This is a genomic window from Streptomyces sp. 3214.6 (assembly GCF_900129855.1).
Lineage (GTDB): Bacteria > Actinomycetota > Actinomycetes > Streptomycetales > Streptomycetaceae > Streptomyces > Streptomyces soliscabiei.
This window is the reverse complement of record NZ_LT670819.1, coordinates 2,750,224-2,766,203: the sequence shown is the minus strand read 5'-3', so window position 1 is coordinate 2,766,203 and position 15,980 is coordinate 2,750,224. Positions and strand designations below refer to the sequence as shown.

The following is a 15,980-nucleotide window of genomic DNA, read 5'->3' as shown; positions in this document are numbered from 1 at the left end:
ATGTCCCTGCCGCATGGACGGCAGGGCCATCGATCCCGTACCGGCGGGTGAACCGGTTACACATGTACGTGGGGACTCTGTCCTTCGACCTCCTCCTCGGCGACGTACATTCGCTGAAGGAGAAGCGCTCCGTCGTCCGTCCCATCGTCGCCGAGCTCCAGCGCAAGTACGCGGTGAGCGCGGCCGAGGTGGACAACCAGGATCTCCATCGCCGGGCCAAGATCGGCCTCGCCGTGGTCTCCGGTGACGCGGAGCACCTGACCGATGTGCTGGACCGGTGTGAACGGCTGGTCGCCGGCCGCCCCGAGGTGGAGCTGCTCTCGGTCAGACGCCGCTTCCACGGCGAAGACGACTGACCGACCGAAAAACGCAAGAAGAAGAAAGAACGGGAGACGGACCAGTGGCCGACAACGCGCGCGCCAAGAGGCTGGCGGACCTCATCCAGCAGGTGGTGGCTCAGAAGCTGCAGCGCGGGATCAAGGACCCGCGGCTCGGCTCCCACGTCACCATCACGGACACCCGGGTCACCGGTGACCTCAGGGAGGCGACCGTCTTCTACACCGTGTACGGGGACGACGAGGAGCGTGCGGCGGCGGCCGCCGGCCTGGAGAGCGCCAAGGGCATCCTGCGCTCCGAGGTGGGCCGCGCGGCGGGCGTGAAGTTCACGCCGACGCTGGCCTTCGTCGCCGACGCCCTGCCGGACAACGCCCGCACCATCGACGACCTCCTCGACAAGGCGCGCGCCGCCGACGAGAAGGTCCGCGAGGCGTCCGCGGGCGCCGGGTACGCGGGCGGGGCCGACCCGTACAAGAAGCCCGGTGACGAGGACGAGACGGACGACTCCGCCTGATGAACCGCAAGCCGACCCCGCCCGACGGCCTTGTCATCGTCGACAAGCCGTCGGGCTTCACCTCGCACGACGTCGTGGCCAAGATGCGGGGGATCGCGAAGACCCGCCGCGTCGGCCACGCCGGCACGCTCGACCCGATGGCGACGGGCGTCCTCGTCCTCGGCATCGAGAAGGCGACCAAGCTCCTGGGGCACCTCGCGCTCACCGAGAAGGAGTACCTGGGCACGATCCGGCTCGGCCAGACGACGCTGACGGACGACGCGGAGGGCGAGATCACGGGGTCCACGGACGCCTCGAAGGTCACCCGGGACGCGATCGACGCGGGCATCGCCAAGCTGAGCGGCGACATCATGCAGGTGCCGTCCAAGGTCAGCGCCATCAAGATCGACGGCGTCCGCTCCTACAAGCGGGCCCGCGACGGCGAGGACTTCGAGATCCCGGCCCGCCCCGTCACCGTCTCCTCCTTCTCGGTCTACGACGTCCGCGACGCCGTCGCCGAGGACGGCACCCCGGTCCTGGACCTGGTCGTGTCCGTCGTCTGCTCCTCCGGCACCTACATCCGGGCCCTCGCCCGCGACCTGGGCGCCGACCTCGGCGTCGGCGGCCACCTCACCGCCCTGCGCCGCACCCGCGTCGGCCCTTACAAGCTGGACGCGGCCAGGACGCTCGACCAGCTCCAGCAGGAGCTGAGCGTGATGCCGATCGCCGACGCGGCCGCCGCGGCGTTCCCCCGCTGGAACGTGGACGCCAAGCGGGCCCGGCTGCTCCTGAACGGCGTGCGCCTGGAGATGCCCGACGAGTACGCGTGCGTGGGCGCCGTGGCCGTCTTCGACCCCGAGGGCCGCTTCCTGGCCCTGGTGGAGGAGCAGAAGGGGAAGGCGAAGAGCCTGGCCGTGCTCGGCTGACCGGCTCCGGACAGTCCTTCTGTCGTTGCCCGTGGAGCGGCGAACACGGGGTTGTGCTGCGCCGCCGCTCCACGGTCCCCCCTCGGTTCCCCCACCCCTAGGGTGTATCCAACGTCCCCCGTTCAGTCACCCGTCCGGGCAGGCGCTCGGAGTGAACCGAGGGAGTGCAGGGGGGCGCGTTCGCTGCGTGATCTGTCCCGCTGATCATCCCGCCCCTACCGTCGAACAGAGGGCAGGCGGGCACGGCGGGGAGGTATCACGATGGCGGGACGAGGCCCGCGGACCGGCGAGGGCCACCGCGCACACACCGAACCCAGGGGCGTCGCTCCCGGCCCTGCTCCTTCTCCCGACGCCGGCCTGGTCCGCATCCGCGACCTCGCCGGCCGCCCCCGCGGCACCGGCTTCGTCGCCGACCACCACGGCACGGTGATCACCAGCCACGAGGCCGTCGACGGTCTGCCCCGGCTCGTCCTGTACGCCGCCGACGACCGCGGCTGCGTGGTGACCGCCGACGCGGTGACGCCCCTCCCGGAGCTCGACCTGGCCCTCGTCCGCACTGAGGGACTCGGCGTGGACCCGCTGCCGGTGACCGTGCGAGAGGGAGTGGAACCCGGCCGGTACGTCCGGCTGGCCGCCGGCTGCTGGCGCGAGGCGCGGGTACTGACCGAGACGCCGGTGACGTACACCGCCATGGACCGCCTGCACGTCCTGGACGAGGCCCTGGAACTGGCGATCGGCACGGCGGGCCGGGACGCGCTGCGGCTGGGCGGCGGCGCGGCCGGCGGCCCGGTCCTCGACGCCGGGACCGGGGCGGTCGTCGCCGTACTCGGCACCGCACTGCGGTCCGAGGACCGCGACGTCGGCTTCGCGGTGCCGTTGCGTCCGGGCACCCGGATTCCGGACGGCGACGGCTCGGCGTCGGAGCCGCCCCCGTGGGCGGTGCCGGCTCCGGCCGACGGTCCGCTCGCCGAGTTGCTCGCCCGCAACGCGGCGACCGTGCCCGCGTACGGGGCCGACCTCAACCTGGCGGGCATCCTGGAACTGACGGCCACGTCCGTCGGCTCGGACGGCCCGCCAGGCGCCCTGGGGCACGCCGGGACCGGCTCCCGCGTCGCCGCATCGGAACCGGTCGAACGCGCCCACCCGGCACGGGAGTTCGCCGCGTTCGCGACGGGCCCGGCGGCCATCCTCGGCCTCGTCGGCGCACCGGGCAGCGGCCGTACCACCGAGCTCGCGGCCCTCGCGGCCCGCCGCAACCGGGGCGCACAGCCGGCCCCCACCCTGTGGCTGCGCGGCGCCGACCTGCGGGACGAGGACGACTCACTCGCCGACGCGGCCCGCCGCACCCTGATCCGGGCGGCCCGCATCGTCGCGGCTGCGGACACGGCCCCGGGTGCGGTCGCGGGCGCGGGGGTGGGTGCGGGGGTGGGTGCGGTCTCGGATACGGCTTCGGACTTGGCGTCGGCGTCGGCGTCGGCTTCGGCTTCGGGGTCCGGGCGGTGGGTGCCGGAACCGGCCGGCTCCGGTCCCTCCGGCTCCTGCGGTCCTTCCGGCTCCTGCGGTCCTTCCGGCTCCTGCGGTCCTTCCGGCTCCTGCGGTTCCTCGGGGCTCGGGGATGTCAGTCCCGAGTGGATCGCCAGGCTCGCGCGGGCCGTCGGGCGGCCCCTGCTCCTGCTCCTGGACGGTCCCGAGGAGATGCCCCCGGTCCTCGCGCACCGGCTCGCCGAGTGGACCGAGGGCACCGTGGACTGGCTGCGGGAGACGGGATCGCGGCTGGTGGTGGCGTGCCGGGGGGAGTACTGGGAGCGGGCGGGCGCGGAGTTCCCGCCGGGGATGCTGTACGGGGTCGCGGCCGCCGGAGACCCGCTCCCGCCCTGCGTCCGCCTGGGCGACCTCACCCCCGACGAGGCACGCGAGGCCCGCGCCCGCTACGGCCTGCCGGAGGCCGTCCTCGCGGCTCCCGACGCCCGGCACCCCCTCACCCTCCGCCTCCTCTCCGAGATCCGCGCCGCCCTCCCCGGGCCGCCGGATCAGGGCGGCCCCGTCGACCGGGACGCCATCCTCGCCGCCCACCTGGACCTGATGTGTCTGCGCATCGCGGTCCGCCTCGCCGCCGAGAACGGGCTGCGCGGCACGGCCGTACGACGCCTCGCGGCGAAGGTCGCCGGTCAGGTGCACGAGGCCGCCCGGCGCAGTCTCGGGCCGGGACAGGGCGAGCTGGACCGGGCGTCGTTCGAGGCGGTGTTCCCCTGGGGGCCCGCGCCCGCCCGCCTCGGCGGCGTCACCGGCTGGGCGTCCGCCGTCCTCGCCGAGGGCCTCCTCGTGCCCGCGGGCACCGGCTACCGCTTCGCCCACGAGGAACTCGCCGACTGGATCCAGGGCGTCCACCTCGACCTGGACGAGGCCCTGCGCGCCCTGGTCCACGACCACCGCGCCCCGGAGCAGGGCGGCCACCCGCTGCCCGTTCCGCACCACCGCATCGGCCCGGTCGTCCAGGCGCTGCTGCTCGTCGCCCGCCAGCAGGGTGCGCATCAACTCGCCGCTCGACTGGGGGAGTTGGTTCACGCCCTGGAAGCCGACCCGGACTCGTGGTGGGCCGGCCGACTGCTCTGCGAGACCCTGCTCAAGGTCCCCGACGCGACGCCGTACACAGGTGTCCTGCGCCTCCTGGCGGACCGGATCGGCGCGGGGGCCGGGGCGGCGGAGGGCGGCCGGGGCGTGGACTTCGGTCCCTCCTTCTGGACGGAGATCGCCCTGCCGCCCGACGCGCGCCTCGACCTGCTGCGCCGTCTGGTCCTCGCCGACGGCGCCCCACGCGACGCGGACGCGCCCCGCTACCTCGACGTCGTCGCCCGGCTCCTCGCCGTCGACCCCACCGCCGTCCAGCCGTATCTCACCCATTGGTTCGACGACGAGCGGCCGTTGCCCGCGACCCCGCACGCCACCGTGGCGACGGCCGCGCAGGCGCTGCTGCACACCCACCGGCGCCGGGCGCTGGACGACCTCACGGAGGTGCTCGTCGACTGCGCGCACCACCGCGCCGACGAGCTGCTCGCCGTGCTGGCCGAGGACGAGCCGTCCGCGCTGTGCCGGGCCGTCGACCGGTGGGCGCACGACGAGCGGCAGGCCCGCCGGGTCGCGGCGGCGGCGTACGGACTGCGCGCCGCCCCGCACGCGAAGACGGACGCCGATCGTCGGCTGCTGCGCTACGCGGCCCTCGCCCTCCTGGCCCGCCCCGCCGACCGCGCGCTGCACGGTGGCGCGCTCGCCCTCCTGGTCCGGGATCCCGAGACCCGGTCCGCCCACCTCCCGCAGGCACTGGAGCGGTTCGAGGCGGGCGATCCGCAGCTGCCGCCGGGCGCGCTGCTCGCCGCCCTGAGCACCCACCCCGAGCCGGTCCTGGACGCCTTCCGGAACCGCCTGAGCGGCGCCGACCCCGCGGACGCGGGCAGCACCCTGGCCGCGCTCGCCGACGTCACCACGCCCGAGCGGGCCCACCGGGTCGCCGTCCTCGTCCGGGACGTGCTGGAGCGGCGGCCGGAGAGCGCCGGGCACGTGGCCGCGTACGTCGACCGGCGGCTCGACCACGACCCGGCCGCGCGTGCCGTCCTCCTCCCGCTGGTCACGGGCCTGCTGGACAGCGGTCCCGAGCAGGTACGGGCTGCGCTGGCCGGCGTGCTGGCCGCGCCCGGCGCCTCGGACTCCGGTCCCCTCCGCCGCGAACTCCTGGAGCGTCTCCTCACGCACGAGCACGCGCCCGCCGTCCTGGACGCCGTGCTGCACGGGGCCGCCGGGCGCAGCGGCGAGGACCTGCGCGACCTCGTCCACCGCACCGGCCTCCTCCTCGTCCGCACCCCGGACGGCGCGACCTGCTTCGACCGCGCTCTGGTCGACCTGGGACGGCACGTGCCGGGCTTCGCCGCGCAGGTGGTGCACTGGCTCACCGACGCGCCGGGGGAGTGGGCCGCGGTGGTCGGCCCCAGCACCCGCCGGATGATCGAGAACCTGGCGGGGGTGCGGGTGCCCGCCTGAAACACGCGCCTGCGGTTCTGCGTGGCGCCCTGCGCGCGGTCGTGCGTGATGCCCTGTGTGCCGTCGTGCATGGGCCGACGCGCGTGGGGCGGGTCACAGCCTCCATGCCGATGCGGGCACGGGCCACCCGGCATGGCACCCTTAGACCTGCGTAAGAGGCAATGCTAGATACGGACACGGGTTCGAGGAGCGGTCACAGTGCAGCGCTGGCGTGGCTTGGAGGACATCCCCGAGGACTGGGGACGCAGCGTCGTCACCATCGGTTCCTACGACGGGGTCCACCGCGGGCACCAGCTGATCATCCGCCATGCCGTGGAACGCGCCCATGAACTGGGCGTTCCCTCGGTCGTCGTCACCTTCGACCCGCACCCCAGCGAGGTCGTCCGCCCCGGCAGCCACCCGCCGCTGCTCGCTCCGCACCACCGCCGCGCCGAGCTGATGGCGGAGCTGGGTGTGGACGCGCTGCTGATCCTCCCCTTCACGACGGAGTTCTCGAAGCTGTCCCCGGCGGACTTCGTGGTCAAGGTCCTGGTCGACCGGCTGCACGCCAAGGCGGTCGTCGAGGGCCCCAACTTCCGCTTCGGCCACAAGGCGGCAGGCAACGTCGAGTTCCTCGCCGAGCAGGGCAAGGTCTACGACTTCGAGGTCGAGGTCGTCGATCTGGTGCTGTGCGGCGAGGCGGGCGGCGGCCAGCCGTTCTCCTCGACGCTGACGCGACGTCTGGTCGCCGAGGGCGACGTCGAGGGCGCGGCGGAGATCCTCGGCCGTCCGCACCGGGTGGAGGGGGTCGTGGTGCGCGGGGCCCAGCGGGGACGCGAACTCGGCTTCCCGACCGCCAATGTCGAGACGCTGCCGCACACCGCGATCCCGGCGGACGGCGTCTACGCGGGCTGGCTGCATGTCGACGGCGAGGCGATGCCGGCCGCGATCTCCGTCGGCACGAACCCGCAGTTCGACGGCACCGAGCGCACGGTGGAGGCGTACGCCATCGACCGCGTCGGCCTCGACCTCTACGGTCTGCACGTCGCCGTCGACTTCCTCGCCTTCGTGCGCGGCCAGGCGAAGTTCGAGTCGCTGGAAGGGCTGCTGGAGCAGATGGCGCGGGATGTGAAGCGCTGCCGGGAACTGGTGGCGGCGCAGTAGCGAACGACCGAAGGGCGGCCGGTGTCCCAGGACATCGGCCGCCCTTCGGCGTTCTTACGCCTGGTTCCTACTGCTGCGGGTAGCCATAACCGGCCGGGGGATACCCGGGGTGCGGCTGTTGCGGCTGCTGGGGCTGTTGCGGGTAGGGCTGACCCGGCTGCTGAGGCGGGTACGGCTGGGCCGGCGGTTGCTGTCCCTGCGGGGGGTACGGCTGGCCGGGCTGGGGCGCCTGGGGCTGCTGCGGGTACGGCTGCTGCGGGTACGGCTGCCCCGGCATCGGCTGACCGGGCATCTGCTGGCCCGGCATCGGCGGGGCGGCCACCGGGGGCGGGTTGCCGTCGCTGGTCCACAGTCCCTGGCGCTGCTGGTGACGGATGAAGTCCTCCGCGACCATCGCCGTGAGGTTGAAGTACGCCTCGCGCACCTTCGGCCGCATCATGTCGAGGTCGACCTCGGCGCCGGCGGCCAGATGCTCGTCGAACGGTACGACGACGACCCCGCGGCAGCGCGTCTCGAAGTGCGACACGATGTCGTCGACCTTGATCATCTTGCCGGTCTCGCGCACCCCGGAGATGACGGTGATGGACCGCGAGACGAGTTCGGCGTACCCGTGCGCCGACAGCCAGTCCAGCGTCGTACTGGCGCTGCTCGCACCGTCCACGGAGGGCGTGGAGATGATGATGAGCTGGTCGGCGAGGTCCAGCACACCGCGCATGGCGCTGTAGAGCAGACCGGTGCCCGAGTCCGTGAGGATGATCGGGTACTGGTTGCCCAGCACGTCGATGGCCCGCCGGTAGTCCTCGTCGTTGAAGGTCGTGGACACGGCCGGGTCGACGTCGTTGGCGATGATCTCCAGCCCGGACGGCGCCTGGGAGGTGAACCGCCGGATGTCCATGTACGAGTTGAGGTACGGGATCGCCTGGACGAGGTCACGGATCGTCGCCCCGGTCTCGCGGCGCACCCGCCGACCGAGCGTACCGGCGTCCGGGTTGGCGTCGATCGCGAGGATCTTGTCCTGACGCTCGGTGGCGAGGGTGGAGCCGAGCGCGGTGGTGGTCGTGGTCTTGCCCACGCCGCCCTTCAGGCTGATGACGGCGATCCGGTAGCAGGACAGCACCGGCGTACGGATCAGCTCCAACTTGCGCTGCCGCTCTGCCTCTTCCTTCTTCCCGCCGAGCTTGAACCGCGAGGATCCGGCGGACGGTCGGCCGCTCTTCGCCTTCTGCTTCTTGTTGTTGAGGAGCCGGTCGGAGGACAGCTCCACGGCGGCCGTGTAACCCAACGGCGCCGCACCGGGGTTGACCGGCTGCCGCTGGTCATGCTGAATCGGCTGCGGCCAGGCGGCCCCGGCCCGAGGATCAACGGGCTGCTGCGGAACCTGCGGCGCTTGCGGTGCCGACGGGACGTGTGCCCCGTCGGGCGCGGCGGCGTGTTCCTGCGGGGTGTGCGGGGCGTGCGGGGCCGGCTGGGGGAACGGTCCGGGGAAACCCTGAGGAGCTCCCGGCGGGAAACCCTGAGGAGCGGCCGGGGGAGCCTGGCCGTCCGCCTGCTGCGGAATCCCGGGCTGCGGGAAACCGGGGTGCGCTTGCGGGGCCTGCGGGGCCTGCGGGGCCTGCGGGGCTTGCGGTGCCGGGGGAGCCTGTTGGCCCTGGGGCGGCTGGGCGTGCGGCTGAGCCTGGGGCTGGTGTTGCGGTGCCGGGGGCTGGGGGAAGCCGTAGCCGCCGGGAGTGTGGGGCGCGGGCGGTTGAGGGAAGCCGTAACCGCCTGCGGCCTGGGCGTCGGAGGGGGGCCGCGGTGCCGAAGGCGCCTGGTGTGGCTGGGGGTTGGGTGCGGCCGGGGGCGCTCCCGGGCCGGCGTTCTGCTGCGGGAAGCCGTAGCCGCCTGGTGCGTGAGGGTCGGCGGGGGGCTGGGGGTTGGGGGCGGCAGGGGGTGTTGCCGGGCCGGCGTTCTGCTGCGGGAAGCCGTAGCCCGGCGGCGGGGCGGACGGCTGCTGCGCTGCCGGGGCGGGGGCGGCGGCCGGGGGCTGCGGGAAGCCGTAGCCGGGCTGCGGTGCGGGAGGGGCGGGCGGGGTCCAGCCGTCCGCCCCGGGCGGAGACGCCTGCGGCTGGACAGGCGGCTGCGGGGCGGGCGCCGCGGCCTCGGCGGGCTGCGGCTGTGCCGGCCACTGGGCCGCCGGCGCGGGCGCCGCGGGCTGGTACGAAGGAGGCAGCGGAGGCAGTTCGCCCTGCGGGGCCGGCAGGGGAGTCCAAGCGGGCGGCGCGGCCGGAACGGCGTCCTGGGGCGCGCTGACCGGGGCGTCGGCGTCAGAGGCCCCCTCGGCCTCAGCGTCCTGAACAGCCGTCTCGTCGTTGGCTACGACCTCGGAGACGGCCTCTCCTACCTCGGGCTCGGGCTCGGGCTCGGGCTCGGCAGGACCGTCACCTTCGTCGAGCGTGTCGTCGACGATGACGTCCGTGGCCTCCGCGACGACTTCGCCTCCGTCCGATGCGGCCGGGTCCTCGGTCGGCACGGGGGCCTCCGACGTGGGTTCCACGGCCTCGGCGGGCCCGGCGGGCGGCTCCACGGGCGCCTCGGGCTCGGCCTGCGCGGCAGCGGCGTGCTCAGCGATCTCCCGCTTGAGGGCGGCCGCGGAGAAGCGCATGGTGGCGCCGCTCTCCAGATCCCCGTTGCCGGAACCGCTCTCCTCGGCACCCGCGGAAGCGGCCGTGGCCTCCCATTGCGCCTCGGACTGCTGCGGCTGTGGCTGCGGCTCGAATCCGCTGCCCGCCGGAAGGTTGGGCACCGCCGCGGGCGGCACGGGCGGCACCGCGGGAGCAGCCTGAGCAGCCTGAGCAGCCGGGGGAGTCGAGGGAGTCGAAGCCGCCGGAGGCGTCGGAGCAGGAGGGCTGACCGGTACACCCGGAGCGGGCGGTGCGGCCGGAGCGAAGTGCTCACCCGGCGCATGGGGCGCGGCCAGAGCGAAGTGCTCGCCCTGCCCACCCGCCGCATCCGGCACGGGCGGCGCGGCCGGAGTGACCGGCACCCCCGGAACTCCCGGCGCGGGCGGCGCAGGCGGTGCCGTGGACACAGGCGGTGCGGCAGGCACCGCAGGCGGTGCAGGGGGCGCAGGCGGTGCGGCCGGTGCGCCAGGGGCACCGGCCCCGGTGCCACCCCCCGAGCCTGCTCCCGCCCCCTGCGCATCGCCGCCCGCGCCGCCCGTGGTCTGCGTGTACCAAGCCGGCGGCGCGTAGTCGATGGTGAACTCGCCCGTCGCCTCGACGGAGGACTCCGCGTCGGGCTGATCATCGCCGGGTGTGGCCCAGCCCCCGCGGATCCCGTCCCGATCGCTGCTCACAATTCCTCCTGGTGTGGTCGAGCACCCTCATGCCGTGCCGAAGCGACCATTTGCTTGTCCTGCTTGTCGTCCGAAGTGGTTCGAGGCCGTCTGACGTCGTCCGATGACGTCGTCCGATGCGGCCCTCCCCCGGAGACGCCGACGTCCACCTGCTGGTGTCCGGCATCGCGCCCCGTACCAGCCTAATCATCGGACGGCCCACCCCGGCAGGCCCGCCCGCCCCTGAGCACCAGTCCACCACGTCACGCACTCCCCGAACGGGCCGCGTGCGCACGCCAAGCCGCCGGACGAAACGGCCATAGCAGTTGAAGTGCCGCATGAACAACGGGAGAAGCGGCCTCAGTCGCGGTCTCAGTCGCGGCCTCAGTCCATCCGTCTCGGCGTACCGAGCAACCCGATCTCCGCGTCCGTGGGCTGTGTCATCACGTACTGCCTGTCCCGGTCGGCGCACCACAGGGTGAAGCCGTCGGCGAGAGTGGGCAGGGCCTCCACGTCGTGCCGGGGCAGAGTCAGGGTCCGGCCCAGTTCCGCGGCCTCGTCCGGCGAGATCCGCTGCACGCCGACGAGTCGGGCCTGCCGGATCAGTCGCGGGGCGACCGGGCTGAGATACGGCAGCAGCGTCAACACGGACTGCCAGGGCCCGGAAGCGACCCTCCCGCGCGGCGGACGCATACCGCAGTCCCGCACCACCAGCACCGGTGTACCGGCCGAGGCGCCCTGCGGGGGCACCCGCCCGACCTCGTACACCGCCAGCCCGTTCTGCCCGCCGCCCATCGCGTGCACCATCTGCACCCAGGCCTGCGGCCGCCCCGTCTCCACGGCCACCCGGGCCCCCGTCGCCGCCGCCCGGAGCGCGAGGACCTGCGCGGTCCACAGACCGCCGATCAGGACGACGTCGTACGGCGTGGGCCGGTTGATGCCCAACACGGCCGGCCGGCCCTCGCCGCCGACCCCGATGACGACACCGTCGTCCCCGATGGGCAGCGCGAGCCCCGCCAGTTGGTCCACGGACACCGAGTGCCGGCCGTGCCGCGGTCCGAGCAGGCCGAAACCGCTGCGCGGCGAGCGGCGCCCGGCCCGCCCGAGTCGCCCCGGCCGGCCGGCCTGTCCGGACGGGCCGGTGGACGGCTCCGGTTCACCCGAAGCGATGGTTCCGCCTGACGTCGTCGCCGTCACCGGGCACCTCCGAGGGGCAGTGTCGCGAGCATGCCGGGCACCTGCTCCCGGTCGAGACGGGCGAGCCCGGCGCCGGTGTGCCGGGCTGCGCCCTGCAGCGCGCGCCGGGCGGCCACCAGTTCGTCGTCGCTGCGGCCGGTCACCCGGATGTGCCCGGTCAGGGACACCTCCTGCCGGTCACCGCGCGCGAGGGTGACGCTGAACGTGGTGGCCAGCGCCGGAACGGCCGTGACCAGGGCGACGAACTGCGGCAGCGACGGAGCCCCGCCCCCGCCCAGGGCGGGCCACCGGCGCAGCCAGTACGTGGTGTGGCGGCGGTTGTCGCAACGCCAGCTCCGGCTGGTCTCCTCGGTCCGCCGCTCCGTCGTCCCGGTCCGCCCGGCCTCCGCCGTCACCAGCGGGTTGGCGCAGGCCGACGTGGCGATGGCGGCCGTCAACTCCTCCTCGTCGAGGACGGTCGCCCGGAACCCGGCGCCGGTCAGTCGGCTCGCGAGGTGGTCCGCCGCCCGCACGACGCACTTCTGCGCCCCGATCAGCCCGCCTCCGCGGACCGCCACCGCCTCCGGACACAGCTCCGGGTCCAGCTTCAACGCGATCCAGGTGATGCGTACCGCCGGCGCTCCCGTCTGCTCCTGCAGCGGCGCGTAGTTGGCCACGGCCACGGACTGCGGGGGCAGATGCAGGGCGGGCGCGGGCTGTGTGTGCAGCACGATCTGCGCGGACTCCAGCCGGATGCCGTCCACCTCGAGGGCGCCCTGCACCAGGGCGAGCGGCAGCGGCTGCCGGCCGCGCTCGGCGCGCAACGCGGTCGCGTCCGCCTCCACCTGAAGGACGGCGGTGACGAAGGTGCCGTCCCCGACAAGCCCGACGGGCCGCCGGTCACGGCCGCCGTACGCGTACGTCCGCAGCCCGGGATCGCACTCCACGGCCGGCCCGAACCCCGGTTCCGTCCCGGGCGGTATCTCCAGGCGGGCGGCCAGACGTCGGCGGGCCTTCAACTCCCGTGCCGTGGCCAGCCATTCCGGCAGCGAGCGGCCGCGACGACGTGCGAAGGCGAGGACCACCAGCACGGCGGCGACCACGCCCGTCGCCACCAGCGCCATCGGCCCGCTCACCCAGCCGACCAGCAGCACGGCCGCCGCGATCTCCAGCAGGACAAGGCGTTGCAACCGGAATGCCCCGCCCTGCCCGGCGCGTGCCCTGAGCGCGGGCGCACCCGGCGCCGACGGCTGCTCGGACCGCCGGGACCGGGACCGCCCGGGCGGCTGCGGACCGGCCGCCGAGGAGCCCCGGTTCCGCGACCGGCCGGCAGAGCGCACGCCCGTTCCCGAAGCCATCACTCCATCCCCCCGTTCCGTTCACGATTCGCCCGTGTTCCAGCACCGCACAGGGCACTCGACGGCCCAGGAACCCTACCCACTCCCCAAGTCCCCACGGTTACCGGGCATAGTAGGTGGCCGCTCTGACATCGTCGGACGGGGAACCGGGTCCACCCGCGGCGCGGAGCACGCGGATCGGCCGGAAAACGGGGAGTGACGGGCACAGATGGCATCTCGGCGGGACCAGCTCAACGCCTACACCTTCGCGAAGCGCCGGATGCTCGCGGCCTTTCTGCAGCCGTCGCCCGACGGCTCGGAGGAGGGGGCGCCGCGCCCGCTGCGCGCGATCCTGCCCGGTGTGGTCGTCGGAGTGATCGTCATGGCCGTCTTCGGTGCCTGGGGCATGTTCAAGCCGACCGCGCCCAAGGGCTGGGACGTGCCCAACGCCAAGGTGATCGTCGCGAGCAAGTCGACCACCCGTTATGTCGTCCTGAAGACCGGCAAAGAGGTCCAGCTGCACCCGGTCCTCAACATGGCCTCCGCGAAACTGCTCCTCGACGAGGGGCAGGGCGACGTGGTGACCGTCTCGGAGTCCGTTCTCGACAACGGCAAGATCCCGCACGGTGTCACCGTCGGCATCCCGTACGCTCCCGACCGGCTGCCCTCGGCCTCCGAGGCGGGCACCGCGAAGCGCTGGGCGGTCTGCGAGCGGCCGAGTGCGGGAGGCGGGGACTCCGTCCAGAAGGCCGCGCTGGTCCTGGCCGCCCGGGAGAAGTCGGCGACCGAGGGCGCGGAGCGCCTCCACGGCGGCCAACTGCTCTACGTCGCGGACCCGGACGGCAAGCGCTACGTCGTCGACGCGGACGGCACGGCGTACCCCGTCGACAAGAGCGACGAGTTGCTGCTGCGCGCGGTGGTCGGTTCCGGCCGGCAGCCCCAGCGGGTGTCCGCGGAGTGGCTGGCGACCCTGCACCGAGGTGACCCGATCGCCTTCCCGGAGGTCCCCGGGCAGCCGGGCAGCACGGCCGGCGCGCCCGGCCAGCTGGACGAGTCCGCCGACCAGGTCGGCATGGTGCTCAAGGCGTTCGACAACAACAAGGAGCAGTACTACGTGGTGTTGAACGGCCGGGTCGCTCCCGTGTCCGCGTTCGTCGCCCAACTGCTGCTGTTCAGCAAGGAGCTGGCCCCGCTCGGCCAGGCCGGTCACGCCCGGGAGATGAGCCCCGGCGCCATCGTGCCGGGCCAGGCCTTCGGAACCGAGCACCGCTGGCCGACCGGTGACCCCGAGCCGGTCAACGAGGCGTCGCCGGCCGCCGGGAGCCGCAGCACGATCTGCAGCGTCCTGCGCGGCGTGAACGCCACCTCGGGCGCTACGACCCTGAGCACCTGGGCGGGCACGGAGTTCCCCGCCCCGCTGCCCACCGGCTCCTCCAGCGCCTACGTCACGCCGGGATCCGGCCAGCTCTACCGCCAGTTCCAGGGCGAGGAGACCAAGGCCGGACCGGTCTTCCTGGTCACCGACACGGGCCTGCGCTACGTCCTGCAGTCCAACGGCGACAGCGCGACGGACGACGCGGGCATCGGCACCACCCCCGAGAAGCGCGAGCAGCTCCAGCAGGAGGCGAAGCAGGCCCAGACCCTGCTGGGCTACAAGGACGTCGACCCGGCGCCCATCCCGGCCGCCTGGTCGGAGTTCCTGCCCACGGGCCCCCGCCTGTCGACGGCGGCGGCCCGCCAGCCCCAGGGCTCGTGAGGAGGACGACGGCGATGGCGCTGCCCACGACAGCGGCCCCGCGGACGACGCCGGCGCCGCGAACGACGTTGGCACTGCGTACGACCCCGGCACTGCGTACGACCTCGGCACTGCGTACGACGCTGGTGGCGGCCGCGACCCTCCTCACGACCGCCACGCTCCTCGCACCCCCCGCGAAGGCCGCGGGGGAAGCCGCGCCGACGACGGGCAAACTCCCCTACTCGGACCAGTGCACGTTCCCCAACGGCGAGTACCCGGGCCGCCCCTGGTCGCTGCAGCGCGTCCTCCTGGACGAACTGTGGAGCCGCTCCAAGGGCAAGGGCGTCCGGGTGGCCGTCATCGACACGGGCGTGGACGTGAAGAACCCACAGCTCACCGCAGCGGTCGACGCGAAGGCCGGCCGCAACCTGCTTCCGAAGAACCTCAAGGACGACAACGGCGACCCGGTCGAGCGGGGCAACGAGAACGGCACGACGGACACCGTCGGCCACGGCACCAAGGTCGCCGGCATCATCGCGGCCCGCCCCCTCGACGGCACCGGCTTCGTCGGCCTGGCCCCCGAGGCGACGATCATCCCGATCCAGCAGAACGACGCCGAGGGCCACGGCGACACCAAGTCCCTGGCCGAGGCGATCCGTTACGCCGCCCGGGCCGGGGCCGGAGTCATCAACATCTCCCAGGACACGTCGAACGCGGTGAAGCCGTCCCCCGACCTGGAGCGGGCGATCGACGAGGCCCTGGCGAAGAAGATCGTGGTCGTGGCGTCGGCGGGCAACGACGGCCTCGGCGGCAACGTCAAGGAGACCTACCCCGCCTCCTACGCCGGCGTCCTCGCGGTGGCCGCCTCCGACCGCAACAACGAACGCGCCTCCTTCTCCCAGTCCGGCGAGTTCGTCGGCGTGGCGGCCCCCGGCGTCGACATGATCTCCACGGTCCCCCAGGGCGGCCACTGCTCCGACAACGGGACGAGTTTCTCGGCGCCGTACGTCGCGGGCGTGGCCGCGCTGCTCAAGGCGAGGCACCCGGACTGGACCGCACGCGAGATCGTCGCCCAGATCGAACAGACCGCGGAACGCACCATCGCGGGCCACGACCGACTGGTCGGCTGGGGCGTCGTAGACCCGGTCCGCGCCGTGACCGAGGACGACCGTCCCCTCGAGTCCCCGAGCCCCAAGGACGGCCTGAGCAAGGCCGAGGCCCCGTCCCCCGCGAAGTTTCAGATCGGCGAGACCCCTGACGAACGCAACGCCCGCCTCGCCACGTACGTGACGGTGGCGGCGGCCGTCCTTGTCGCGGGGCTCGGCGGCACGGCGGTCGCGATCCGGGACGCGCGGCGGCGGGCGCGGAGGGTGGCGGGGGCGGAGTAGAAGACGGCGGCCATCTCACGCTGGAGCGCGACGAGTTGAAGCGTGCGGTTGCCATCGATTTGTAGAATCATCGCAAGAGCAAGCGACTTGTGATGCCGATG

10 protein-coding genes are annotated in these 15,980 nt (G+C 73.9%); 7 read left to right on the top strand and 3 right to left on the bottom strand.

Annotated features, from left to right (window positions below; genetic code table 11):
- Positions 1-62 precede the first annotated feature (62 nt).
- From B5557_RS12275 to B5557_RS12255, 5 genes are all read left to right on the top strand, one after another.
- A complete protein-coding gene (locus tag B5557_RS12275) occupies positions 63-356 on the top strand; it encodes a DUF503 domain-containing protein (RefSeq protein WP_079659157.1) in 294 nt (97 codons plus the stop codon).
- A gap of 44 nt (positions 357-400) precedes the next feature.
- Positions 401-850 carry a 30S ribosome-binding factor RbfA gene (rbfA, locus tag B5557_RS12270; protein ID WP_079659156.1) on the top strand — a complete coding sequence of 150 codons (450 nt, stop codon included), beginning with the start codon at positions 401-403 and terminating at the stop codon, positions 848-850.
- Positions 850-1,755, top strand: coding sequence for a tRNA pseudouridine(55) synthase TruB (truB, locus tag B5557_RS12265; protein WP_079659155.1), 906 nt, complete (start codon positions 850-852; stop codon positions 1,753-1,755). Before rbfA ends, truB begins: the two co-directional genes overlap by 1 nt.
- 261 nt (positions 1,756-2,016) lie before the next feature.
- Positions 2,017-5,787, top strand: a complete 3,771-nt coding sequence (locus B5557_RS42795) for a trypsin-like peptidase domain-containing protein (RefSeq protein ID WP_107472584.1) — start codon at positions 2,017-2,019, stop codon at positions 5,785-5,787.
- Positions 5,788-5,985: 198 nt separating this feature from the next.
- Entirely contained in the window at positions 5,986-6,930 is a 945-nt protein-coding gene (locus B5557_RS12255; RefSeq protein WP_079659154.1) for a bifunctional riboflavin kinase/FAD synthetase, read from the top strand.
- A gap of 67 nt (positions 6,931-6,997) precedes the next feature.
- On the opposite strand, the gene B5557_RS12250 is transcribed toward B5557_RS12255, so the two are convergent.
- The 3 genes from B5557_RS12250 to eccE form a co-directional block, all read right to left on the bottom strand.
- Positions 6,998-10,264, bottom strand: a complete 3,267-nt coding sequence (locus B5557_RS12250) for an SCO5717 family growth-regulating ATPase (RefSeq protein ID WP_079659153.1) — start codon at positions 10,262-10,264, stop codon at positions 6,998-7,000.
- A gap of 363 nt (positions 10,265-10,627) precedes the next feature.
- Positions 10,628-11,440: a hypothetical protein gene (locus B5557_RS12245; protein ID WP_079659152.1), complete on the bottom strand. Its 813-nt coding sequence runs from the start codon at positions 11,438-11,440 to the stop codon at positions 10,628-10,630.
- The gene (eccE, locus tag B5557_RS12240; RefSeq protein ID WP_231976340.1) at positions 11,437-12,777 is read right to left on the bottom strand and encodes a type VII secretion protein EccE; all 1,341 of its coding nucleotides are present in this window, start codon (positions 12,775-12,777) and stop codon (positions 11,437-11,439) included. Before eccE ends, B5557_RS12245 begins: the two co-directional genes overlap by 4 nt.
- 208 nt (positions 12,778-12,985) lie before the next feature.
- Here eccE and eccB point away from each other — a divergent pair, with 208 nt between their 5' ends.
- Together eccB and mycP are read left to right on the top strand one after the other, a co-directional pair.
- Complete coding sequence (eccB, locus tag B5557_RS12235) at positions 12,986-14,512, top strand: type VII secretion protein EccB (RefSeq protein WP_079659150.1); 1,527 nt, start codon at positions 12,986-12,988, stop codon at positions 14,510-14,512.
- Positions 14,513-14,526: 14 nt separating this feature from the next.
- Entirely contained in the window at positions 14,527-15,879 is a 1,353-nt protein-coding gene (mycP, locus tag B5557_RS12230) for a type VII secretion-associated serine protease mycosin (RefSeq protein ID WP_173877671.1), read from the top strand.
- Positions 15,880-15,980: the final 101 nt, after the last annotated feature.